We start from the raw sequence: 23,774 nt of genomic DNA on the forward strand, positions 1-23,774 counted from the left end.
CTCGAAGATCAATCCCAGCTCAGAGCTCCACCAGTTTGGTATTCGATCACGCGCGTCTCAAAGAAATTCTTCTCTTTCTTCAAGTCCATAATCTCGCTCATCCAAGGGAACGGGTTAGTCGTCCCTGGGTACTCTTCCTTCAAACCAATCTGGCTCAAACGACGGTTAGCGATGAACTTCAGGTAGTCCTCCATCATCGCCGCGTTCATGCCCAGTACGCCGCGAGGCATGGTGTCACGGGCGTATTCGATCTCCAGCTGCGTGCCTTGCAGGATCATCTGGGTCGCTTCTTCTTTCATTTCGGCGTCCCACAGGTGTGGGTTTTCGATTTTGATCTGGTTGATCACGTCGATGCCGAAGTTCAGGTGCATGGATTCGTCGCGCAGGATGTATTGGAACTGCTCGGCGACGCCGGTCATTTTGTTGCGGCGGCCCATGGAGAGGATTTGGGTGAAGCCGCAGTAGAAGAAGATGCCTTCCAGAACGCAGTAGTAGGCGATCAGGTTGCGCAGCAACTCTTTGTCGGTTTCCGGGGTGCCGGTTTCGAACTTCGGATCGGAGATCGAGCGGGTGTACTTCAGGCCCCAGGCCGCTTTCTTCGCGACCGATGGGATCTCGTGGTACATGTTGAAGATTTCGCCTTCATCCATGGCCAGCGATTCGATGCAGTACTGGTAGGCGTGGGTGTGGATCGCTTCTTCGAAAGCCTGGCGCAGGATGTACTGGCGGCATTCCGGGTTGGTGATCAAACGGTACACGGCCAGGACCAGGTTGTTGGCAACCAGGGAGTCGGCGGTGGAGAAGAAGCCGAGGTTGCGCATGACGATGCGGCGCTCGTCGTCGGTCAGGCCTTCCGGGTTTTTCCAGAGGGCGATGTCGGCGGTCATGTTGACTTCTTGCGGCATCCAGTGGTTTGCGCAACCGTCCAGATACTTCTGCCAGGCCCAGTCGTACTTGAAAGGTACGAGTTGGTTGAGGTCGGCGCGGCAGTTGATCATGCGCTTTTCGTCAACGGCGACACGGGCGGAGGCGCCTTCGAGTTCGGCGAGGCCTTCGGCGACGTCGAGGGAGTTCAGTGCAGCCTTGGCGCGGGCCACGGCGGCCGAGTCGTCGGCGGTGACGGCGCGGGCTTCCAGCGCTGCGGCACCGCCGGCGTTGTCGAGGCGGTCCATGTTGGCTTCGCTTGCGTGGCCGGCGTTGGCGCCTTTCACGGTTGCGACTTCACTGTCTTCTTTATCGAATTCGTCCCAGCTCAGCATGACGTGTCGTCTCCTGCGTGAGGGCTTGTGCCCGTGTGAAACCTGAAGGGTTGGTTTTTCACACGGCCAAACAAGCCGCGTTGGATGTCGTTTTTTGCAGCGCTGCACGCAGGCAAATAAACAGAAATTTTGACGGGTTCCGAGAGCCTCTGATGGGCGCAATCAGCGTCGGGCACTGTTGCGGGGCTTCAGAATGGCTGTTGCTCCCTGTAAGGGAATATTGCTGACCCGTATAGGGCGGCATTATAGGGAAATTTTTACCGGCGTGGTGCGGCGAATCGGCTCATGGCGAGGCCGAGGAGGGGGTGGATTTCGGTCCGACCGAGGGATTACAGGGCTTTGCGCGGAATCGACCCGAGCAGATTTTTTTTCGTTAATTTTTTGGCAGGTGGTTTTTTGTTTAAAAAATAGCCAGAAAAGTAGGTTTTTCACTATATCTAGTGTTTTGCAAGCGTTTTTCACGGCTCCAGACACAACTGAGCCCGACCGAAGCCGGGCTGGAATCGACCCTCAATGTAGCGCTGAGCGATCCGATTCGGTGCAGTCTGATTCAGTTCGTGCAGCCGTTGCCCATGATGCTGTAGCGCAGGATGTGGCGTTGGCCTTTGGAGTCGTCGTATTCCATTTTTGCCGGTACTACTTCGCAGACATTTGGAATTTCGCTCATCGATACAACTTTGGCGATGTCCAGATGTGTGGAGTAAGTGTATTCCTCGATGACCGGTTGTTGCTGTGCGACATCAGTCGGGACCTCGTCTGCCATTGCGGTTGCGCACAGACTGCTGAGGGCCAGAACCAATAAAGCTTTCATTTCTAATTCACCTTTTTGAGGTCGAGTGGGGTCACGCAACCTTTTTAGGGTTGCGTGTGGAGCTTGAGTATTTGATGCGTTACTTGGAGAGCTGGATTAACGGCCTTCGTGGGGGCTGTAACGTTGTTAATCGCGGTTGCCTTGTTGGCGAGGTGAATTTTAGGGCGGTGGGGTGTCGGTAAACAGGGGCGGTTTTGATAAACACTTTTGATAGATTTGGTAACAATCGATTGAGGTCTTGGTGTCTGGCCGGATGGGATTTGCCTGACGGACCGCGTTGACTGCATCGCTGGCAAGCCAGCTCCCACATGGAATGCGGACATTTTGTAGGGGCTTGTTACTACCATCGTCGAATGGTTCTATGGCCCCCACCCGGCTACAACGGGGTCATACAAAAACAACTATTACACCGAGGTAGGAAAGATGAGTGCGGCTTCTCTGTATCCCGTTCGTCCCGAGGTTCTGGCAAACACGCTGACTGACGAGGCGACCTACAAAGCCATGTACCAGCAGTCGGTCGTCAACCCTGACGGCTTCTGGCGCGAGCAAGCCAAGCGTCTGGACTGGATCAAGCCTTTCACCACGGTGAAACAGACGTCGTTCGACGATCACCATGTCGACATCAAGTGGTTTGCCGACGGCACCCTGAACGTTTCCTACAACTGCCTCGACCGTCATCTGGCCGAGCGCGGCGATCAAGTCGCGATCATCTGGGAAGGCGACGATCCTTCCGAAAGCCGCAACATCACCTACCGCGAACTGCACGAGCAAGTGTGCAAACTGGCCAACGCCCTGCGTGGTCAGGACGTGCACCGTGGCGACGTGGTGACCATTTACATGCCGATGATTCCCGAAGCCGTGGTCGCCATGCTGGCCTGCACCCGGATCGGCGCGATTCACTCGGTGGTGTTCGGCGGTTTTTCGCCGGAAGCCCTGGCCGGTCGCATCATCGATTGCCGTTCGAAAGTGGTGATCACTGCTGACGAAGGCATCCGTGCCGGCAAGAAGATTTCCCTCAAGGCCAACGTCGACGACGCGCTGACCAACCCGGAAACCAGCAGCATCCAGAAAGTCATCGTCTGCAAGCGCACCGGTGGCGACATCAAGTGGAACCAGCATCGCGACATCTGGTACGAAGACCTGATGAAGGTCGCGGGCACCGTTTGCGCGCCGAAAGAGATGGGCGCCGAAGAAGCGTTGTTCATCCTTTATACCTCCGGCTCCACCGGCAAGCCGAAGGGCGTGCAGCACACCACCGGCGGTTATCTGCTGTATGCGGCGATGACCCACGAACGCGTGTTCGACTACCGTCCGGGCGAAATCTACTGGTGCACCGCCGACGTCGGCTGGGTCACCGGCCACAGTTACATCGTCTACGGCCCGCTGGCCAACGGCGCGACCACCGTGCTGTTCGAAGGTGTGCCGAACTACCCGGACATCACCCGGGTGGCGAAGATCATCGACAAGCACAAGGTCAACATCCTCTACACCGCGCCGACCGCGATCCGCGCGATGATGGCCTCGGGTCAGGCTGCCGTGGAAGGCGCCGATGGCAGCAGCCTGCGTCTGCTCGGTTCGGTCGGTGAGCCGATCAACCCGGAAGCCTGGGACTGGTACTACAAGAATGTCGGCAAGTCGCGTTGCCCGATCGTCGATACCTGGTGGCAGACCGAGACTGGCGGCAACATGATGAGCCCGCTGCCGGGTGCTCACGCGCTGAAGCCGGGTTCGGCGGCGCGTCCGTTCTTCGGTGTGGTGCCGGCGCTGGTCGACAACCTCGGCAACATCATCGAGGGCGAGGCCGAGGGCAATCTGGTGATTCTCGATTCGTGGCCAGGCCAGGCGCGTACGCTGTACGGCGATCACGATCGTTTCGTCGATACCTACTTCAAGACCTTCCGTGGCATGTATTTCACCGGTGACGGCGCACGTCGCGATGCCGACGGTTACTACTGGATCACCGGGCGCGTGGACGATGTGCTCAACGTCTCCGGCCACCGCATGGGCACCGCCGAGATCGAAAGCGCGATGGTCGCGCATCCGAAAGTTGCCGAAGCTGCGGTGGTGGGTGTGCCGCATGACATCAAGGGGCAGGGCATCTATGTCTACGTGACCTTGAAGAATGGCGAGGAGCCGACCGAGCAGTTGCGCCTGGAGCTGAAGAACTGGGTGCGCAAGGAGATCGGCCCGATTGCTTCGCCGGACGTGATCCAGTGGGCGCCGGGGCTGCCGAAGACCCGTTCGGGCAAGATCATGCGCCGCATCCTGCGCAAGATCGCCACGGCGGAATACGATGGCTTGGGCGATATCTCGACCCTGGCGGATCCGGGTGTGGTGCAGCATTTGATTGATACGCACAAGACCATGAATGTTGCTTAAGCGTTAGAAACATAGGAGCCCTGTCCGGTGATGCCGGGCGGGGCTTTTTTGTGTCTGGTGGATTTGTGTCGATCGGGCTGGCCTCTTCGCGAGCAGGCTCGCTCCCACAAGGAAACGGGCGCATTTCAAATGTTTTGATCGTTCCCACGCTCTGCGTGGGAATGCAGCAAGGGACGCTCTGCGTCCCATAAGCCGACGCAGAGCGTCGAGGGAGGCGTTCCCACGCGGAGCGTGGGAACGATCAGCGACTCAACCAATAATTATCGATCTGCACCGTCAGACCTTTCCCGCTGTTACCCGCCACAACCCAATGTGTAACCGCCCGCGCCAAACCGGGGCGAAGGGAAACGCGGTGCGCCGTTTTAGAGCCGCCAAAGCCCCGCGGAAAAATAAGACATAACGCTGCGCTTGCCGGATTAGAAGGGTTTGCGAATAATGGGCCCGCAACTTGCAATATGTATCGGTTCACTGTCTTTCGCTCTTGCATGAATTTGCAGGGCTGTCAATGAGCTCAAACCGCTTTCTCGGTGCATCTGTAATTAGTTGTCGCATTGAAGAAATATCGGCTTCGGGCCTGTCGTTAGAATGCCGATCACTCGCTCATCGTGGCTGACGTTGAAATCGCCTGCGGTTTCAACGGGAAATTTCCGCCGATGCGCAACCGATTTCCGATTCACCCATTCGCATATTGGGCTGTCGCTCACTCTGCCGTTTTTGCCCTTTACCGATGGAGTCCCAAGATGAAGAAACTTGTGCTGCTTGGCGCCCTGGCACTGTCCGTGCTGTCGCTGAATGCCGTCGCTGACGAAAAACCTGTGAAGATCGGCATCGAAGCGGCTTACCCTCCATTCGCTTCGAAAGCACCGGACGGCAGCATCGTCGGTTTCGACTACGACATCGGCAACGCGCTGTGCGAAGAAATGAAAGTCAAGTGCGTGTGGGTCGAGCAAGAGTTCGACGGCCTGATCCCGGCTCTCAAAGTGCGCAAGATCGACGCCATCCTGTCGTCGATGTCGATCACCGAAGATCGCAAGAAGTCGGTCGACTTCACCAACAAGTACTACAACACTCCGGCGCGTCTGGTCATGAAGGCCGGCACTCAGGTCAGCGAAGGTCTGGCTGAACTGAAGGGCAAGAACATCGGCGTACAGCGTGGCTCGATCCACGAGCGTTTCGCCCGCGAAGTTCTGGCTCCATTGGGCGCCGAGATCAAGCCGTACGGCTCGCAGAACGAAATCTACCTCGACGTGGCTGCCGGTCGCCTCGACGGTACCGTGGCTGACGCCACCCTGCTGGACGACGGTTTCCTGAAAACCGACGCCGGCAAAGGCTTCGCGTTCGTTGGCCCGGCCTTCACCGACGTCAAATACTTCGGCGACGGCGTAGGTATCGCAGTGCGCAAGGGCGACGCCCTGAAAGACAAGATCAACACTGCCATCGCGGCCATCCGCGAAAACGGCAAATACAAAGCAATTCAGGACAAGTACTTCGCCTTCGACATCTACGGCAAGTAAGACGTCTCTGCGACAAGTCCGAAATGGCGCAAGCAACAGAATCTCTGCGGTTTGCGCCATTTTTTCATCCCAACTTTCGAGGACCTGAATCATGTTGAAAGGCTACGGGGCTGTCATCCTCGATGGCGCATGGCTGACGCTTCAGCTCGCCTTGTCGTCCATGGCTCTGGCCATCGTTCTCGGGCTGATCGGTGTCGCGTTGCGCCTGTCGCCGGTGCGCTGGCTGGCGTGGCTGGGCGACCTGTATTCGACGGTGATCCGCGGCATTCCCGATCTGGTGCTGATCCTGCTGATCTTCTACGGCGGTCAGGACTTGCTCAACCGCGTCGCGCCGATGCTCGGCTATGACGACTACATCGACCTGAACCCGCTGGCCGCCGGTATCGGCACCCTCGGTTTCATCTTCGGTGCGTACCTCTCGGAAACCTTCCGTGGCGCGTTCATGGCGATCCCCAAGGGCCAGGCCGAAGCGGGCATGGCGTACGGCATGAGCAGTTTTCAGGTGTTCTTCCGGGTGATGGTGCCGCAGATGATTCGTCTGGCGATTCCCGGCTTCACCAACAACTGGCTGGTACTGACCAAGGCCACCGCGCTGATTTCCGTGGTCGGTCTGCAAGACATGATGTTCAAGGCCAAGCAGGCGGCGGATGCCACGCGCGAGCCTTTCACCTTCTTCCTCGCAGTGGCGGCGATGTACCTGGTGATCACCAGTGTTTCGTTGCTGGCATTGCGTCACCTTGAGAAGCGCTACTCGGTAGGCGTAAGGGCGGCTGATCTATGATCTTCGACTACAACGTCATCTGGGAGGCACTGCCGCTGTACTTCGGCGGCCTGCTGACCACCCTCAAACTGCTCGCGCTGTCGCTGTTCTTCGGCTTGCTCGCGGCGTTGCCGCTGGGGCTGATGCGCGTCTCGAAAAACCCGTTCGTCAACGGCGCCGCGTGGCTGTACACCTACGTGATTCGTGGCACGCCGATGCTGGTGCAGCTGTTCCTGATCTACTACGGTCTGGCCCAGTTCGAAGCGGTACGCGAAAGCTTCCTGTGGCCGTGGCTGTCGAGCGCAACGTTCTGTGCCTGCCTGGCGTTTGCGGTCAACACCAGCGCCTACACCGCAGAAATCATCGCCGGCAGCCTGAAGGCCACGCCGAACGGTGAGATCGAAGCGGCCAAGGCCATGGGCATGTCGCGCTTCAAACTGTACAAGCGCATCCTGCTGCCGTCGGCCCTGCGCCGCGCGCTGCCGCAGTACAGCAACGAAGTGATCATGATGCTGCAGACCACCAGTCTGGCGTCGATCGTGACCCTGATCGACATCACTGGCGCGGCACGTACCGTCAATGCGCAGTTCTATCTGCCGTTCGAGGCGTACATCACCGCTGGCGTGTTCTACCTGTGCCTGACCTTCATTCTGGTCAAGCTGTTCAAGCTGGCCGAGCGTCGCTGGTTGAGCTACCTCGCGCCACGGAAGCACTGATATGCAACGCATCGACCGCGTATTGCCGTGGAGCCACCTGGGCAGCGAGCGCAAGGTTTCGGTTTTCCGTTTCGGCAGCGGCGAGCGCAAGGCCTACATCCAGGCCAGCCTGCACGCCGATGAACTGCCGGGCATGCGCACCGCCTGGGAGCTGAAAAAGCGCCTCGGCGAACTCGAAGCGCACGGCTTGCTCAACGGCGTGATCGAGCTGGTGCCGGTGGCCAATCCGATCGGTCTCGGGCAATTGCTGCAAGGCAATTTCCAGGGTCGTTTCGAGGCGGGCAGCGGCAAGAATTTCAACCGTGATTTCGTCGAGCTCAGCGCGCCGGTCGCGGCGGCGCTGGGCGAAAAACTCGGTGATGATCCCCATGCCAACGTGCGCCTGATCCGCCAGGCAATGGCCGACCACTTGGCCGGCTTGCCTGAAGCGAGCAGCCAGTTGCAGGGCATGCAGCGTGTGCTGCTCAGCCACGCCTGCACCGCCGATGTGGTGCTGGATTTGCACTGCGATGCCGAAGCCGCGCTGCACATGTACGCGCTGCCGCAGCACTGGCCGCAGTGGCGTTCGCTGTCGGCGCACCTGAACGTCAAGGTTGGTTTGCTCGCGGAAGATTCCGGCGGCAGCTCGTTCGATGAAGCCTGCTCGTTGCCGTGGCTGCGCCTGTCGCGGCAGTTTCCCGATGCGCAAATTCCGCTGGCGTGTCTGGCGACGACCATCGAGCTGGGCGGTCAGGCCGACACCGGCCGCGTCGAAGCCGAGGCTTATGCTGAAGGCATTCTGGCGTTCCTTGCCGAGCAAGGCCTGATCACCGGCGAGTGGCCGGACCCGGCCTTCGAACCGTGCGAAGGCATGCCGTTCGAAGGCACCGAATTGCTGTTTGCGCCGCACCCCGGTGTGGTGAGTTTTTCCCGCAGGCCCGGCGAATGGGTCGAGGCGGGCGATGAGATTTTTCAAGTGATCGACCCTGTGTCCGATCGGGTCAGCACGGTATGTGCTGGTACGTCCGGGGTGCTGTTTGCCATTGAACGGCTGCGCTATGCCCAACCCGGTTTCTGGCTGGCCAAGGTGGCGGGGCGCGAAGCGCTGCGTCACGGGCGCTTGCTCAACGACTGACTGACTGTTTTTGTGAGAACCGACCGCATGTACAAACTTGAAGTCCAAGACCTGCATAAACGCTATGGCAGTCACGAAGTGCTCAAGGGCGTGTCCCTGAAAGCCGCCGCCGGCGATGTGATCAGCATCATCGGCTCCAGTGGCTCCGGCAAAAGTACTTTCCTGCGCTGCATCAACCTGCTCGAGCAGCCGCACGCCGGCAAGATTCTGCTCAACAACGAAGAGCTGAAACTGGTGGCGAACAAGGACGGCGCGCTGAAAGCCGCTGATCCGAAGCAGCTGCAACGCATGCGTTCGCGCCTGTCGATGGTGTTCCAGCATTTCAACCTGTGGTCGCACATGACCGCGATTGAAAACATCATGGAAGCGCCGGTGCACGTGCTCGGCGTACCCAAGTACGAAGCCCGGGAAAAAGCCGAGTACTACCTGAACAAGGTTGGCGTGGCCCATCGCAAAGACGCGTTCCCGGGGCACATGTCCGGCGGCGAGCAGCAGCGCGTGGCGATCGCCCGGGCGCTGGCGATGGAACCGGAAGTGATGCTGTTCGACGAACCGACCTCGGCCCTCGATCCTGAACTGGTCGGCGACGTGCTGAAAGTCATGCAGGCGCTGGCGCAGGAAGGCCGCACCATGGTCGTGGTGACCCACGAAATGGGCTTCGCCCGTGAAGTGTCGAACCAGTTGGTGTTCCTGCACAAAGGCGTCGTCGAAGAAAGCGGCAACCCGCGCGAAGTGCTGGTCAACCCGCAGTCGGAACGCTTGCAGCAGTTCCTGTCGGGCAGCCTGAAATAAATCAGGGCTGCCGTTGTGCACCAGATTAGGTCATGCTTCGCGATCTTCTGGCTGGCTCAGATCCCCTGTGGGAGCGAGCCTGCTCGCGAAAGCGGTAGAACAGCCAGCAATTATGTTGACTGGTACACCGCCTTCGCGAGCAGGCTCGCTCCCACATTCTGATCTTCACCGGTTTCAGGATTTGTGTTCATTTCCGGGCTAGCATTGGCCCATGCCTTCATCACCGTTGTTCGTTTCGGATTGCCCGCCCATGACTGCCCATCGAATTGGTTTCCTGATTTGGCCCAGCACTAAAGCGTTGACGCTGGCGCTGGCGGAGGAGGCCTTGCGTGTTGCGCAGCGGGTGCACCCGGACGTGGTTTACGAACTGTCGTTCTTGCAGGCCGAGCCGCAGAGCGAAGGGGCCTGGCAATTGCCCGGCGAACCCTGGGCCGGCAAGCTTGAGAATTTCCAGAAACTGTTCCTGCTCGCTGACGAGCCGCCGACCACCCTGGCGCCGGCGCTGAGCAGTGCGCTCAAGCAACTGGTGCGTGCCGGTTGCGTGATCGGTGGTCTGTCGGCCGGTGTCTATCCGCTGGCCCAGCTCGGTTTGCTCGACGGTTATCGCGCCGCCGTGCACTGGCGCTGGCAGGACGATTTCGCTGAGCGCTTCCCGAAAGTCATCGCCACTAGCCATCTGTTCGACTGGGACCGCGACCGCCTGACCGCCTGCGGTGGCATGTCGGTGCTCGACCTGTTGCTGGCGGTGCTGGCCCGCGATCACGGTGCGGAACTGGCCGGTGCGGTGTCGGAAGAACTGGTGGTCGAGCGCATCCGCGAGGGCGGTGAGCGTCAGCGCATTCCGTTGCAGAATCGCCTCGGCTCCAGCCATCCGAAGCTCACCCAGGCGGTGTTGCTGATGGAAGCCAACATCGAAGAGCCGCTGACTACCGACGAAATCGCCCAGCATGTGTGCGTATCCCGTCGGCAGTTGGAGCGCATCTTCAAGCAATACCTCAACCGCGTGCCGAGCCAGTACTACCTGGAACTGCGCCTGAACAAGGCCCGGCAGATGTTGATGCAGACCAGCAAGTCGATCATCCAGATCGGCCTGTCCTGTGGCTTCTCCTCGGGGCCGCACTTCTCCAGCGCCTATCGCAATTTCTTCGGGGCCACGCCGCGGGAAGATCGCAACCAGCGACGCAGCAGCAGCCCGTTCGAATTGTCGTCAGTGCCGCCGGAGCGTGGCTGAGCGCGGGCCGAGTTCAATCGGTGTCGATGCTGCTGGAAAAATCATGGAAGTCCTCAAACGACTGATACACGGTGGCGTTGCTCGCCTGTCGCTCCGCCAGGCGCAGTTGATACGCCGCCTCATAACGCTGCAGGCGCTGCTGGCTTTCTGCGGTCAGCGGGTTGTCGCCGAAGGCATATTCGGTCAGCACCTCGCCGGGCTGTAAAGGAAACCCGACCGGCAACTCGGTAATCGCGTTCCCGGACAAGTCCGCGTACATCAATCGAGGCAGTTCGAACAGTCCATCAGGCACCTTGCTCAAGGCGCAATTGCCCAGACGCACATCGGTCATCTGCGGGAAATGACTCAGATCCGGAGCCATGTTGAGCGGATTGTCGCTCAGGTCCACGGATCTCAGGTTTCTCAGCATTCTGAAGGCTTCTGCGGTCTGCGCAGTCAGCGTGATTTCACAGCCAGGCAGATACAGGCTGTGCAATCTGTCCATTCCGAAGATTCTGGGGGGAACCTCGCGCAACGGATATTTGCGGATGGTGATGCTTTTGAGTTTGGGAAAAAGCGCCAACAATCGATCCACCCTGGGCGGGGCGGACGCTCCGCTTGTCAGTCGCAACTCTTCGATATGGTCGAAGCTTGCGGCCAGCGCCGGCAGCTCGCCGGTGAACGAAATGTCGCAGGTAACTCTTGGGTCCATGATGAACGTGGGCGCCCGGCGCAGGTCGGTTTCCAGATCTCGCCTGAAATGTTGGCGATTGCGTGTTTCCCTGGCTGCCGCGTCGTTCGCAAGTGGCATCTGCGTGTCAGGATCGTTGGGGATCTCGTTTGCCCAGCTATCCAGGCGTTCGAGCAGGCTGGTGAGGCCGGTTTTTCGGCGCATCAGCTCAAAACGTCCATCGGCCAGCGTACCCGCCAGCTTGTAGACCAGATCGTTGGCATCGAAGCCGGACAGCGACGGGTAAAGGCTTTGCGCCAGATCGATGTCGTCCTGTTGGACCCAGACACCGAAATTGTCGGCTTTGGCCTGGAAAGCGGCTTTGACACGTTCTCTGGAAGCAACCGACAACGGGTTGGCACCCAGTTCCATGCCGCGACCGGAATAACGCGTCAGCTCGGTCGGCACTTCGATGATGTTGTTGTCGCTCAGCAATGCAACTTCCAGCTGCGGCAGCTGTTCCAGCCCGGCAGGAACGCTATCGATTCCGGTGCTGGTCAGATCGATGAACGTCAGGTTCTGCAGTGCCGACACATCCGGCGAGACCTGCAGCGGATTGCTGTACAAGTCCAGAGATTTCAAGCGGGTCAGCGTGGACAAGACCGCTTGTCCGGCAGGATCCAGTGTGATCTGGCACTTGCTCAGCATCAACGTTTCCAGCGACGGCAGGCTTTGCAGCGCTTGAGGCATCTGGCCCAGGGAAAAATCCTGCAGTTCCAGGCCCTGCAATCCGCTGAAGCTTGTGAGAAAACCGTCGGAAACCTTCAGTGCCGGATTGCCCTGCAGACTGAGATGGGTGATGTGACTGAAGTCGGTGGCCAATTGCGGTAACTCACCGGTAAATGCCGCATTGGCATTGAAGGTGTTGAACCGTAGTGCTGAATTGTCGGTGCGCCTGCCGCGCCACAGTTGTTCGAGGCTTTCGCTGAATTTTTGTCTCTCGGCGAGTTCTGCGGCTTTTTCCTGCGCAGTCCATGGCCGTTCTGTCGATGGATTGTTGACTGGCAGACGCTCACGCCATGCGTTGAGATCGCCAATCATGCGGGCGATTTCGCCCTCCCACCTGATCAGTTGCGCCGTGCCGGTCTGTAATGTCCCGGGCAGGCGATAAATCATGTTGATCGCAGCGTTTTCCCCAAGTCGCGGGAACAGTCTCTGCGCCATGGCAATGTCAGCCGATGGCGGCTTGATCCGGAAGTTGCGCCCGTGTGCCGCGTAGTAGAACTTGACGCGCTCGCGGGCATTTATCGACAGAGGGTTGTCGTTCAGATAGATGCCGTCGGCCTTATCGGGCTTCAGGCTGAAGATAGCGTCCGGCAGCTCGGTAATCTGGTTGTTGGCAAGCGAGAGCTCTCGCAGCTGCGGATGCTCGGCGATGCCCTTCGGCGCGCTCGTCAGATCGGTATGGCCAAGTAAAAAGTTGGTGACCTTGGGCAGGGTGGTCAGATCGGGCGCGTTTGACAGTGGGTTGTGGCTCAGATCGAGCAGCCGCAACTCGGGCAGGGTGCCGAGTAGTTGCTGCCCGGCAGGTGACAGTGTCAGCGCGCAGTCATTCAGTTTGAGCTCTTTGAGATACTGCAGGCGGCCGACGAATGAGGGTATGTCATAGAGCGTGAAGGCTTTCAATTTCAGCGTCTGAAGATTCGGGAACAAGGCAGCGAACGGCTCCAGTCCGGCGGTCGTCACGTTGCCGGTGAGCTTGAGGCTGGTCACGTGATCGAAGTTGACACTCAGGCGCGGCATTTCGCCGAGGAACTTAAGGTCTGCCGCAAACAATGCGCTGCGCTTGCCGCTTCCCATCGATCTTTCGCTCCAGAAATCCTCCAGCAATTGCTTGAAGTCCGAGCGTGCGGATCGTTGCGCCAGATGCTCGCTTACGCTCAAGGCCTGGCCTGTGACCGGGTGCGCGGACGGAACTGCCGAGGCCCAGCGGGTCAGGTCATCGCGCATCTGTTGCTGCTCCGCTTTCCAGCCAAGGAGCTGTTTGCGGCTGTCGCCCAGATTGCCGGGCAAGTCGTAGATCATCTCGCTGGCCTCCTGCTTGTTCAAACCGGGAAACAGCTGCCGGGCGAGGCTGACATCCTGCTCGGGCGCCAGGACGTCAAAGTCGTTTCGATGGATGCGGAAGTAGTTTTTGATCTGATCGCGCGTTGCTGCCGATAGCGGATTGTCGGCAAGGTCAATGCCGTCACTGCGCTCGGCGGGGAGGTCGAACAGCGCCTCCGGCAATTGCGTGATGCGGTTGCCCGAGAGGGCTGCGATTCGTAACCCCGGATGGCTGCTCAGTCCTTCGGGAACGACGGTCAACCCGCAGTTGGACAGGTCGAGATGGAACAATTCCGGCAACAGGTTCAGGTCGGGGAACGTTCCCAGCGGATTGTTGCTCAGGTCCAGCGTGTCCAGAGCGGTGAGTGACAGCAGCGCAGCCTGGTTTTCCGGGGTCATGACCACGCCACAATTCTTCAGTTCCAGATCGGTCAGCCGAGGCAGTTTTGCTTCGCCAAGCGCCAGCGGTTCCAGTTCGAAGCCGCTCATTTTCAGCTTGGCAAGGTTGGGCAAGCACTCCACGAAGCGCAGGGCGGCGGTGATATTGGCGTTGCCAACGAGGTTCAACCGGGTAACGCGCTCCAGACCGGTGCTGAGTATCGGCATATCGCCACTGAAGGCCGCCGTTGCCCTGAGTTCTTCAAGGCGCGGGTACGTGGGCGGGCTGCGCCAGAATTGTTCGATCTGTTGCGCAAAGTCTCGCCTGGCATCCAGTTCGCGGGTCTGCGTCTCGAGCGGCAGACGTTCTCCCGATTCGGCGGCAGTCACGGCGGCCTGGTTGATCCATTGGCTGAGTTCGAGATTCAGAACGCCGAGCTCATTTTCCCAGCGTGACAACTGTGCTCCGCACTCGGCCAATGGCCCGGGCAATCGGTACAAAACCCGTGTCGCGCCTTCGGTGTCAAGGGAAGGGAACAAGGCGATGGTGCGCTGCAGATCCTCCTGCACAGGCCGGACCCCGAAGTGCTTGCCGTTGTGCTCGTAAAACACTTTGACCCGTTCGCGAGAGGCCGCGGTCAACGGGTTGTCTGCAAAGGTGTAACCGTCGCTGAGGGAGCTGGCCAGGTTGAAGAACTTTTCCGGTATCCGCGTGATGCGGTTGCGATCGAATTGCGCCGAGATCAATCGCGGATGATCCAGCAGATCGTCGGGCACCGTATGAATGCCGGTGTCCGACAGATTGACGTAGCGCAACGAAGGCATCGCGTGCAGGTCCGGCGGCAAGCCCAGCGCATTGCCTTGCAGATCGAGCAGGGTAAGTTGTGGCAAGGAAGCCAGCACCGACTCTGTGACCGTTGTCAGGCTCACTCGGCAATCGCGTAAACGCAGTTCGCGCAGCGAGGGCATTGAAGTCAGTGCTTGCGGCAGGCTGGGCAGATTGAGGTTGCGCGCATCAATATTCTGCAATTGACTGAAGGACTGCAGAAAGCTGTCGACAGATGTGGTCATCGGGCTGCCATCAATGGCGAGCGAGGTGATATGGCTGAAGTCCGCTGACAACACCGGCAAGTCGCCCATCACCGCCGGTGTAAGGCGCAAGGCGTATCCGGCGGCGAAGCCCTGTTGACTGATACCCGTGACGTGCTCCCGCCTCCAGGCTTTGAGCAATTGCTCCCTGAGCAGCCTGCGATTCTGGAGTTCGGCGCGCTTCTCCAGCGACGTCAGCGCCGTGCCGGTTTCCGGGTGTACAGCGGGCGGATTGTTGGCCCAGACATGCAGCTCGTTCTGCAATTGCAAGTAGTCATTTTGCAAGCGAAGCATCTCTGCGCGCGGGCCTGCGGGACTCCTGCGCATGCTTTCGGCGAGAAAGCGCATCTCATGATTCGACATGCGTGGATAGAGCACGCGGATGTCTTCTTCGAGGGTGTGCGGCTGGCCAGCGGGACGCGGCGGACGCGGAGCATGGGCGTAACCATCGGTCCCCAGCAGGCGCAGGGTGTCGACAGTCGGCGCTCGGGACGGCGTATCGGCAATCACCTGACGCCACTCGTCGCGCTCGAGCGTACGTTGACGAATGGCCGCCTTCAGCGCCTGACTCTGACCGATGCGCAGGTCCAGGCTCTGGCGCTCGCTGTCGGGCAATGCGTACAACAGGCTGGAATAGAAATCAGTGAATGAGTGCAGTTGCTGCCCACGATCGTCATAAGGTTGATATTGGCCATCGTCGCGGCGAACCAGCACCTTGTGTGCAGGCGCATCGTCACGGCCGATGGTGTCCAGTAATGTGCCCCCGTAGCGCCCATCACGGATTTCGATGCGCACATCACCACTCCAGCCCGGCAGCAGTTTGAGGCTGTGCAGCGCCAGAGAGTCAGAGTCGGGGTTGCTCACCGAGGCCAGCTCAAGGCCCTCATATGCGCGGGCAACGCGCACCTCGTCACTGGCCATCTGCATGAGCGCCTGTTGGCGCGCGGGCAATTGTCCTTCGCTGATCTGCAGCAGTTCGCTGCCGGTCGCGGTATCGAGCAGTTCGCGGGTAATGCTGGCCGGCAATTGCGGAGGGTGGGTCTTGAGTCGTGCCGCCAGCGGGTCGTCGAGGTGCTGGAGGGCTTGATAGCGCGACTCGAACAGCGCGCTTGTGTTGCGTCTGGCGAGGTCCGCCACTTGTTTGCGGAGGTTCTGGCTGCGGACCTCGATGGACGGCGTCGGTCCGGCGAAGGGCTCGTCCAGCAAGGCTTTGATCTGCGTCTCGTCGAGGGTTTGGAGCAGGGTTTTGAGCACGTCGCCACCGATCAGTTCGCCTTGGCGCAGTTCGGTCACGGGCAGGGTTGTGTCGGCAGACGATTGCCACAGTTGCTCGCCTTGACGATCGAGCAGACGCAGGCATTTGTCGCTTGGCCAGCGGCCGTATTCGCTGAGCACCTGCAGCTGCATGGCCGGGTCGGCGCGCAGAAAAACTTCGGCGTCATCGCTGTCGAGCTGGTCGATGAAGCGTTGCAACTGCTGATCAAGCTTGAAGCGCTGAATGCTGTCGGCCAGCAGCGGCGGGACCTTTTCCTGCTCGACATGCATTTTGCGCAACGCGTCTTCGCTGGTTCCGCTGATCTGCAGGACGGTTTCGCGCTCGCTCGCGGACAAGCTCTCGACCGCAGGGCCGATACGGCGCAGCGCGGTTGCGCCATCCCATTCCAGCGGTTGCTCGAGTTCAGTGTGCCAGGCGCCTTCGCCGTTGTGGCGCAGCACCGGCTGGTATGCGTCGGGGCGACTCGGATGTTCGATGCGGTACTGCCCCGGCACCTGACTTTCCCTGACTGCAAAATGCGCGTCCTCCAGGGGCAGCAGGCGCTTGTCTTCATGGGTATGCAGACCCAGTACATCGGGTTGCGAATCAGAACTCGGCTTCTGCGGGTGTTTGTAGCGTTCGAGATCCGGTTGCCAATAGCGGGTGTCACCATTGGCCAGTTGTACCGGTTTGAAGCGGTCGATGAACGCCACGATTTCCTTGGGCAATACCTTGCGAAACTCGGCCGCGCCAATCGCACCGCCGACGGCGAACATGCCCAGCTGGATCATTGATTCCACGGTGCCCATCAAGTGTTCGACCGCTTCGGTCGTGCGCCCCTGCGCCCACTCGACAATGCCTTCGAATACTTCATCGAGCATCTGATAGGCCATGTACGCCATCATCGCTTCACCGAGCACCGGCACGAACGGCGCGACGATCATCGCGGCGGTCTGGGCGATGGAAGAGAGGATGTTGACCAGCGAATCCCAGAATGCCCAGCGCGCCCTTTGATCAACCAGGGCAGTCGGTACGGCAATGGTTCGGGCGTCATTGAAAATCTTGTTCAGCTTTGCCTGGTACAGGTGTTGCCAGACATCGTCGTAAAACGGCGTCAGCGCAGTCTGCAGGTCGGGCCGCTCCACCGGGGCTTCGCGCCACGCCGGCAGCGGGTCGCCGGGTTCGTGCGGATGCCAGCGGATTTCACTCAGCCGGCTGTTGAGCGTGCTGAAGAAGAAACCGCGCTGGTCGTGGTTGACGAAGCGGCTGAAGAATTGCTGATAGTCCCTGGAGCGCAACTGGCGCGTCAGTTCCACAACCATTTCCAACGGCGAGGCGTACTCCTTGAACGGATGTTCGGGGTCATCCGGGACGTAGGCGACGACGCGCGCGGCATTGCGCGTCATGTACAGGTCCGGGGCGAATACCACGATGCCGGTCAGCGGTGCGCAAAGCATCGTCATGTCATGACACAGCAGCGGCGCGCCATGCACATGCAGGCCTTTCACGCCGTCGAGCATGGCCTCGATCGTGCGTAACGCGTTTTCCGAGACATCGCGGTTCATCCGCGCCCATTGCAGGGCAGAGTTCATCGCGGCCTTCTGGCTGGCGTCGATCTTGCCGCGCAAGACCGACGCGACCATCGGATCGGAATAGCCCAGATTGTCTTCCAGACTGGCTTTGTATTTCGCGCCGATATCCAGTCGACGGCACAGTTTTGTGAAAGCGGAAATGCTCAGTTTCGCCTTGATCTCGGGCAGGGTTTCAAACTGCCCTGTGGCCGAGGGGGCGCTGGTGAATGTCGACTCGGCTTCGAAGGCGTTGTCTTCGGTTTCCCTGTCTTCGAAGTTATGCAGCGCAGCCTCGAGCAGTGACACGGACCAGGCGCGGGCGCCGGTGCGGATCGGAAACCACGGGGTGGTGGCGGGAATGTACAGGCGCACGTAGGTGTTTCTGACATCCAGTTCCAGATCGAAGCAGCTTTTCAGCTCGGCCTTGAGCAGGGGCTCGGCGAAGGCCGCAGCGTCCTGCAAGTGCTCCAGGCTTTTATCGACCCGGCTCTGGGCGCTGATATGCGCCGCCCCAAGGCTTTTCATCAGCGCGTGCTGTTCGGCTGGCGCGTTCTTGAGCGCGGCCGGCTGTTGCGGGAGGCTGCTTTTCAATGCTTCTCGCCGAGTGGCTGAAGTGTCGCCCAGCCAGGCGGGAATCGCGTTTTTCAGTGGTTGATAATGCTCGTCCGCATGGTGCGCGTCAGTTGCGTCATCCGGGATTGCCGATGGGGGTGCTTCAGACAAATGCATGGCCATTCCTTGGCGTTGGGAGGAACCCTCAGCAAATCAGCAGCAAGCGCCCCCCGTGCGGTAGATATTTATGTCTCTGCCGTGGGGGCTGACTTGGTATCCTGCGCGGCCTGCCGCAAATCGGCCGCGCCCGGTAAACTGCGCCTTTGCGACGCTATATGTCGCATTGCCGTAAACCCGGGAAAATCCGGGGTTTGCGCTATAAGAAGTTGTCGCTTGGCGACAAGGCCGGGCACCCAACTGTCCTTACAATCCCCTCATCGCTCGCCAGTTCCAGGCGGGTGTTCCTCTTCAGGAGACTCCGATGTCCGTTGAGCACGCTGCGGTACAACGCGCCGATTTCGACCAGGTAATGGTTCCCAACTACGCGCCTGCCGCTTTCATTCCGGTGCGTGGCGCCGGTTCCCGGGTCTGGGATCAGGCCGGCCGCGAGCTGATCGACTTCGCCGGCGGGATTGCCGTCAACGTCCTGGGCCACGCGCATCCGGCGCTGGTCGGTGCCTTGACCGAACAGGCGAACAAGCTGTGGCACGTGTCCAACGTGTTCACCAACGAACCGGCCCTGCGTCTGGCGCACAAGCTGATCGACGCCACGTTTGCCGAGCGCGTGTTCTTCTGCAACTCCGGCGCCGAAGCCAACGAGGCCGCGTTCAAGCTGGCCCGTCGCGTCGCATTCGACCGTTTCGGCACCGAGAAATACGAAATCATCGCCGCGCTGAACAGCTTCCACGGCCGTACCCTGTTCACCGTCAACGTCGGTGGCCAGTCGAAGTACTCCGACGGTTTCGGCCCGAAAATCACTGGCATCACCCACGTTCCCTACAACGATCTGGCCGCACTGAAGGCCGCGGTGTCCGAGAAGACCTGCGCGGTCGTGCTCGAGCCGATCCAGGGCGAGGGCGGCGTACTGCCGGCCGAGCTGGCTTACCTGCAAGGTGCCCGCGAACTGTGCGACGCGAACAACGCCCTGCTGGTGTTCGACGAAGTGCAGACCGGCATGGGCCGCAGCGGCAAGCTGTTCGCCTACCAGCATTACGGCGTGACCCCCGACATCCTCACCAGCGCCAAGAGCCTGGGCGGCGGTTTCCCGATCGCGGCAATGATGACCACCGAAGCGCTGGCCAAACATCTGGTCGTCGGCACCCACGGCACCACTTACGGCGGCAACCCGCTGGCCTGCGCCGTTGCCGAAGCGGTGATCGACGTGGTCAACACCCCTGAAGTGTTGAACGGCGTGAACGCCAAGCACGACAAGTTCAAGACCCGCCTGCAACAGATCGGCGAGAAATACGGCCTGTTCACTCAGGTGCGTGGTCTCGGTCTGCTGATCGGCTGCGTGCTGAGCGACGCCTGGAAAGGCAAGGCCAAGGACATCTTCAACGCCGCTGAGCAGGAAGGCCTGATGATTCTCCAGGCTGGCCCGGACGTGATCCGTTTCGCCCCGAGCCTGGTGGTGGAAGACGCCGATATCGACGCCGGTCTCGACCGCTTCGAACGTGCTGCGGCGAAGTTGACGCAAGCCTGATGGACCTTTCGGCGCCTGGAGTTTTTCCGGCGCCGAACCAATTTTTGATACCGGGCACATTCACCTGTTGGATTGAACCTGTGGTGAGGGGATTTATCCCCGATGGGCTGCGCAGCGGCCCCAGATTTTTGGGGGTGCTTCGCCCCCCAGCGGGGATAAATCCCCTCGCCACAAGTCCCATTCCTGCATCGATCTTTATGTGGGCCCGGTTTTTTCTGTGAATATTGAAGAGAAAGGAGTGACACCATGCTGGTGATGCGCCCCGCGCAAATGGCTGATCTGGGCGAGGTACAGCGTCTGGCTGCGGACAGCCCGATTGGTGTCACTTCCTTGCCGGATGACGTGGAACGTCTGAGCGACAAGATCGCCGCGAGCGAAGCTTCGTTTGCCGCCGAAGTGAGCTTCAACGGTGAAGAGAGCTACTTCTTCGTTCTTGAAGATTCCACTACCGGCAAACTGGTCGGCTGTTCGGCCATCGTCGCTTCCGCCGGTTATTCGGAGCCGTTCTACAGCTTCCGCAACGAGACTTTCGTCCACGCCTCCCGCGAGCTGAAGATCCACAACAAGATCCACGTGCTCTCGCAGTGCCACGACCTGACCGGCAACAGCCTGCTGACCAGTTTCTATGTGCAGCGCGAGCTGGTCGGATCGCCATGGGCCGAGCTCAATTCCCGTGGCCGTCTGCTGTTCGTCGCCAGCCACCCGGAGCGTTTTGCCGATTCGGTGGTGACCGAGATCGTCGGTTACAGCGACGAGAATGGCGACTCGCCGTTCTGGGATGCGATCGGGCGCAACTTCTTTGACCTCAACTACGCCGAAGCGGAGCGCCTGTGCGGGCTGAAAAGCCGCACCTTCCTCGCCGAGCTGATGCCGCATTACCCGATCTACGTGCCGCTGCTGCCGGATTCCGCCCAAGAGGCGATGGGCCAGGTGCACCCACGGGCGCAGATCACCTTCGACATCCTGATGCGCGAAGGCTTCGAGACCGATCACTACATCGACATCTTCGACGGCGGCCCGACCCTGCATGCGCGGGTTTCCGGGATCCGTTCGATCGCCCAGAGCCGCGTGGTGCCGGTGAAGATCGGCGAGCCGGTCAAAGGCGCCGGGCGTCAGTACCTGGTGGCCAACGCACAGTTGCAGGATTACCGCGCGGTGTTGCTGGAGCTGGATTACGCGCCGGGCAAACCAGTGACGCTGGATATGGAAGCAGCCGAAGCCCTGGGCGTCGGTGAAGGTGCCAGCGTGCGCCTGGTGGCGGTTTAACGCCTTAGCGAGTTTCACGGGTGGCGCGAGCGGCCCGTTTGAGGAGATAGCATGATTGTTCGTCCCGTACGCAGCAGCGATTTATCCGCGCTGATCGACCTGGCCCGCAGCACCGGCACCGGCCTGACTACCTTGCCGGCCAACGAAGAGCGCCTGACCCACCGGGTCGGCTGGGCCGAGAAGACCTTTCGCGGCGAAGCCGGGCGTGGCGATGCCGACTATCTGTTCGTGCTCGAAGACGATGACGGCCGCGTGGTGGGGATTTCCGCCATCGCCGGTGCGGTCGGCCTGCGTGAGCCCTGGTACAACTTCCGCGTCGGTCTGACGGTCAGCGCTTCGCAAGAGCTGAACATCTACCGCGAAATCCCAACGCTGTTTCTGGCCAACGACCTGACCGGCAATTCCGAGTTGTGCTCGCTGTTCCTGCACGCCGATTACCGCAACGGCCTCAACGGCCGGATGCTGTCCAAGGCGCGCATGCTGTTCATCGCTGAGTTCCCGGAGCTGTTCGGTAACAAGATCATCGCCGAAATGCGTGGCGTGTCCGATGACGCCGGGCGCTCGCCGTTCTGGGAAAGCCTCGGCCGCCATTTCTTCAAGATGGAATTCAGCCAGGCCGATTACCTGACCGGCGTCGGCAACAAGGCATTCATCGCCGAACTGATGCCGAAATTCCCGCTGTACACCTGTTTCCTCTCGCCGGACGCGCGCAACGTCATCGGCCAGGTGCACCCGGACACCGAGCCGGCGTTGGCCATGCTCAAGAGCGAAGGCTTCAGCTACCAGGGTTACGTCGACATCTTCGACGCCGGCCCGGCCATCGAATGCGAAACCAGCAAGATCCGCGCGGTGCGTGACAGCGAAGCGCTGGTGCTGGCCGTCGGCACGCCGGGCGATGACGCCACGCCGTTCATCATCCACAACCGCAAACGCGAGGATTGCCGCATCACGGCTGCCCCAGCGCGCCTGGCTGCGGGCACCCTGGTGGTCGATCCGCAGACCGCGAAACGTCTTCAACTCAGCGCCGGCGATCAGGTTCGCGCCGTGGCGCTGTCCGCTGCACGGGAGTCGAAATAATGAATTCGCTATACATCGCAGGTGAGTGGCTGGCCGGTCAGGGCGAAGCCTTTCAATCTTTGAATCCGGTGACCCAGCAAGTGCTGTGGGCGGGCGAGGGCGCGACTGCCGCGCAGGTCGAATCGGCGGTTCAGGCTGCTCGCCAGGCGTTTCCTCAGTGGGCACGTCGCACCCTCGAAGAGCGCATCAGCGTCCTCGAAGCTTTTGCTGCTGCGTTGAAAAACCACGCTGACGAACTGGCTCGCACCATCGGCGAGGAAACCGGCAAACCCTTGTGGGAAGCTGCGACTGAAGTCACCAGCATGGTCAACAAGATCGCGATTTCGGTGCAGAGCTACCGCGAGCGCACCGGCGAGAAGAGTGGCCCATTGGGCGACGCCACCGCCGTATTGCGCCACAAGCCCCACGGCGTGGTTGCGGTGTTTGGTCCTTACAACTTCCCGGGTCACCTGCCTAACGGTCATATCGTCCCGGCGCTGCTGGCCGGTAACAGCGTGCTGTTCAAGCCCAGCGAACTGACGCCGAAAGTCGCCGAGCTGACGGTCAAGTGCTGGATCGAAGCCGGTTTGCCGGCAGGCGTGTTGAACCTGCTGCAAGGCGCGCGGGAAACCGGTATCGCTCTGGCGGCGAACCCGGGTATCGACGGTCTGTTCTTCACCGGTTCGAGCCGCACCGGCAATCACCTGCATCAGCAATTCGCCGGGCGTCCGGACAAGATCCTTGCGCTGGAGATGGGCGGCAACAACCCGCTGGTGGTCGATCAGGTCGCTGATCTGGACGCGGCGGTGTACACGATCATTCAGTCGGCATTCATTTCCGCCGGCCAGCGCTGCACCTGCGCCCGCCGTCTGCTGGTGCCGCAAGGCGCGTGGGGCGACAGCCTGCTCAAGCGTCTGGTGGAAGTCAGTTCGACCATTGAAGTCGGTGCCTTCGATCAGCAACCGGCACCGTTCATGGGCTCGGTGATTTCCCTCGGCGCAGCCAAAGCGCTGATGGATGCGCAGGAACAACTGCTGGCCAACGGCGCGGTGGCGCTGCTGGAAATGACTCAGCCACAAGCGCAGTCGGCTTTGCTGACCCCGGGCATCGTCGATGTGACGGCCGTGGCCGAACGTCCGGACGAAGAACTGTTCGGGCCGTTGCTGCAAGTGATCCGCTATGCCGATTTCGGCGCGGCGATCAGTGAAGCCAACAACACCGCTTATGGACTGGCCGCCGGTTTGCTCTCCGATTCCGAAGCGCGTTACCAGCAGTTCTGGCTGGAAAGCCGCGCCGGCATCGTCAACTGGAACAAACAGCTGACCGGCGCCGCGAGCAGCGCGCCATTCGGCGGTGTCGGCGCCTCGGGCAACCACCGCGCCAGCGCCTACTACGCAGCGGATTACTGCGCATACCCGGTGGCGTCGCTGGAAACCCCGAGCCTGGTGCTGCCTGCTGCCCTGACACCCGGCGTGAAAATGGCGTAGCGCCCATTCGCGAGCAGGCTCGCTCCCACAGGGAAATGCATTCCAGTGTGGGAGCGAGCCTGCTCGCGAAGGCCGCACCTCGGTCTT

The 23,774-nt window shown here is 60.5% G+C and carries 14 protein-coding genes; 11 read left to right on the top strand and 3 right to left on the bottom strand.

All coding sequences use genetic code 11. From position 1 onward, the window contains the following. Positions 1-8 precede the first annotated feature (8 nt). Positions 9-1,259, bottom strand: a complete 1,251-nt coding sequence (locus tag JWU58_RS07445; protein WP_016773579.1) for a ribonucleotide-diphosphate reductase subunit beta — start codon at positions 1,257-1,259, stop codon at positions 9-11. Between the two features lie 550 nt (positions 1,260-1,809). After that, entirely contained in the window at positions 1,810-2,070 is a 261-nt protein-coding gene (locus tag JWU58_RS07450) for a DUF2790 domain-containing protein (protein ID WP_016773580.1), read from the bottom strand. 423 nt (positions 2,071-2,493) lie between these two features. Here JWU58_RS07450 and acs point away from each other — a divergent pair, with 423 nt between their 5' ends. From acs to argR, 7 genes are all read left to right on the top strand, one after another. Further along, positions 2,494-4,449, top strand: a complete 1,956-nt coding sequence (gene acs, locus JWU58_RS07455) for an acetate--CoA ligase (RefSeq protein ID WP_016773581.1) — start codon at positions 2,494-2,496, stop codon at positions 4,447-4,449. A gap of 740 nt (positions 4,450-5,189) precedes the next feature. Continuing rightward, a complete protein-coding gene (locus tag JWU58_RS07460) occupies positions 5,190-5,963 on the top strand; it encodes an ABC transporter substrate-binding protein (protein WP_024014020.1) in 774 nt (257 codons plus the stop codon). Between the two features lie 91 nt (positions 5,964-6,054). Next, positions 6,055-6,744 carry an ABC transporter permease gene (locus JWU58_RS07465; protein WP_016773583.1) on the top strand — a complete coding sequence of 230 codons (690 nt, stop codon included), beginning with the start codon at positions 6,055-6,057 and terminating at the stop codon, positions 6,742-6,744. Continuing rightward, on the top strand, positions 6,741-7,439 hold the full coding sequence (locus tag JWU58_RS07470) for an ABC transporter permease (protein WP_122507650.1): 699 nt from the start codon (positions 6,741-6,743) through the stop codon (positions 7,437-7,439). The genes JWU58_RS07465 and JWU58_RS07470 overlap by 4 nt, the downstream gene beginning before the upstream one ends. 1 nt (position 7,440) lies before the next feature. Continuing rightward, positions 7,441-8,553 carry a succinylglutamate desuccinylase/aspartoacylase family protein gene (locus JWU58_RS07475; RefSeq protein ID WP_206421705.1) on the top strand — a complete coding sequence of 371 codons (1,113 nt, stop codon included), beginning with the start codon at positions 7,441-7,443 and terminating at the stop codon, positions 8,551-8,553. 27 nt (positions 8,554-8,580) lie between these two features. Continuing rightward, on the top strand, positions 8,581-9,345 hold the full coding sequence (locus JWU58_RS07480; protein ID WP_007912705.1) for an ABC transporter ATP-binding protein: 765 nt from the start codon (positions 8,581-8,583) through the stop codon (positions 9,343-9,345). Positions 9,346-9,595: 250 nt separating this feature from the next. Continuing rightward, entirely contained in the window at positions 9,596-10,576 is a 981-nt protein-coding gene (argR, locus tag JWU58_RS07485; RefSeq protein ID WP_024014018.1) for a transcriptional regulator ArgR, read from the top strand. 13 nt (positions 10,577-10,589) lie between these two features. On the opposite strand, the gene JWU58_RS07490 is transcribed toward argR, so the two are convergent. Next, on the bottom strand, positions 10,590-18,353 hold the full coding sequence (locus JWU58_RS07490; protein WP_206421706.1) for a dermonecrotic toxin domain-containing protein: 7,764 nt from the start codon (positions 18,351-18,353) through the stop codon (positions 10,590-10,592). 304 nt (positions 18,354-18,657) lie between these two features. On the opposite strand from JWU58_RS07490, the gene JWU58_RS07495 reads away from it, so the two are divergent. From JWU58_RS07495 to astD, 4 genes are all read left to right on the top strand, one after another. After that, a complete protein-coding gene (locus tag JWU58_RS07495; protein WP_122602132.1) occupies positions 18,658-19,878 on the top strand; it encodes an aspartate aminotransferase family protein in 1,221 nt (406 codons plus the stop codon). 246 nt (positions 19,879-20,124) lie between these two features. Beyond that, positions 20,125-21,144 carry an arginine/ornithine succinyltransferase subunit alpha gene (aruF, locus tag JWU58_RS07500; protein WP_016773587.1) on the top strand — a complete coding sequence of 340 codons (1,020 nt, stop codon included), beginning with the start codon at positions 20,125-20,127 and terminating at the stop codon, positions 21,142-21,144. Between the two features lie 51 nt (positions 21,145-21,195). Further along, the gene (gene astA / locus JWU58_RS07505) at positions 21,196-22,221 is read left to right on the top strand and encodes an arginine N-succinyltransferase (RefSeq protein ID WP_024014014.1); all 1,026 of its coding nucleotides are present in this window, start codon (positions 21,196-21,198) and stop codon (positions 22,219-22,221) included. After that, a complete protein-coding gene (astD, locus tag JWU58_RS07510) occupies positions 22,218-23,687 on the top strand; it encodes a succinylglutamate-semialdehyde dehydrogenase (RefSeq protein WP_178372425.1) in 1,470 nt (489 codons plus the stop codon). Before astA ends, astD begins: the two co-directional genes overlap by 4 nt. Positions 23,688-23,774: the final 87 nt, after the last annotated feature.

Origin of the sequence: Pseudomonas atacamensis, assembly GCF_017167965.1 — a bacterium.
Classification (GTDB): Bacteria; Pseudomonadota; Gammaproteobacteria; order Pseudomonadales; family Pseudomonadaceae; genus Aquipseudomonas; species Aquipseudomonas atacamensis.

Coding starts and splice junctions, on each gene's coding strand:
- JWU58_RS07445 (WP_016773579.1), bottom strand. CDS start 1,259: ATGCTGAGCTGGGACGAATTCGATAAAGAAGACAGTGAAGTCGCAACC.
- JWU58_RS07450 (WP_016773580.1), bottom strand. CDS start 2,070: ATGAAAGCTTTATTGGTTCTGGCCCTCAGCAGTCTGTGCGCAACCGCA.
- acs (WP_016773581.1), top strand. CDS start 2,494: ATGAGTGCGGCTTCTCTGTATCCCGTTCGTCCCGAGGTTCTGGCAAAC.
- JWU58_RS07460 (WP_024014020.1), top strand. CDS start 5,190: ATGAAGAAACTTGTGCTGCTTGGCGCCCTGGCACTGTCCGTGCTGTCG.
- JWU58_RS07465 (WP_016773583.1), top strand. CDS start 6,055: ATGTTGAAAGGCTACGGGGCTGTCATCCTCGATGGCGCATGGCTGACG.
- JWU58_RS07470 (WP_122507650.1), top strand. CDS start 6,741: ATGATCTTCGACTACAACGTCATCTGGGAGGCACTGCCGCTGTACTTC.
- JWU58_RS07475 (WP_206421705.1), top strand. CDS start 7,441: ATGCAACGCATCGACCGCGTATTGCCGTGGAGCCACCTGGGCAGCGAG.
- JWU58_RS07480 (WP_007912705.1), top strand. CDS start 8,581: ATGTACAAACTTGAAGTCCAAGACCTGCATAAACGCTATGGCAGTCAC.
- argR (WP_024014018.1), top strand. CDS start 9,596: ATGACTGCCCATCGAATTGGTTTCCTGATTTGGCCCAGCACTAAAGCG.
- JWU58_RS07490 (WP_206421706.1), bottom strand. CDS start 18,353: ATGCATTTGTCTGAAGCACCCCCATCGGCAATCCCGGATGACGCAACT.
- JWU58_RS07495 (WP_122602132.1), top strand. CDS start 18,658: ATGTCCGTTGAGCACGCTGCGGTACAACGCGCCGATTTCGACCAGGTA.
- aruF (WP_016773587.1), top strand. CDS start 20,125: ATGCTGGTGATGCGCCCCGCGCAAATGGCTGATCTGGGCGAGGTACAG.
- astA (WP_024014014.1), top strand. CDS start 21,196: ATGATTGTTCGTCCCGTACGCAGCAGCGATTTATCCGCGCTGATCGAC.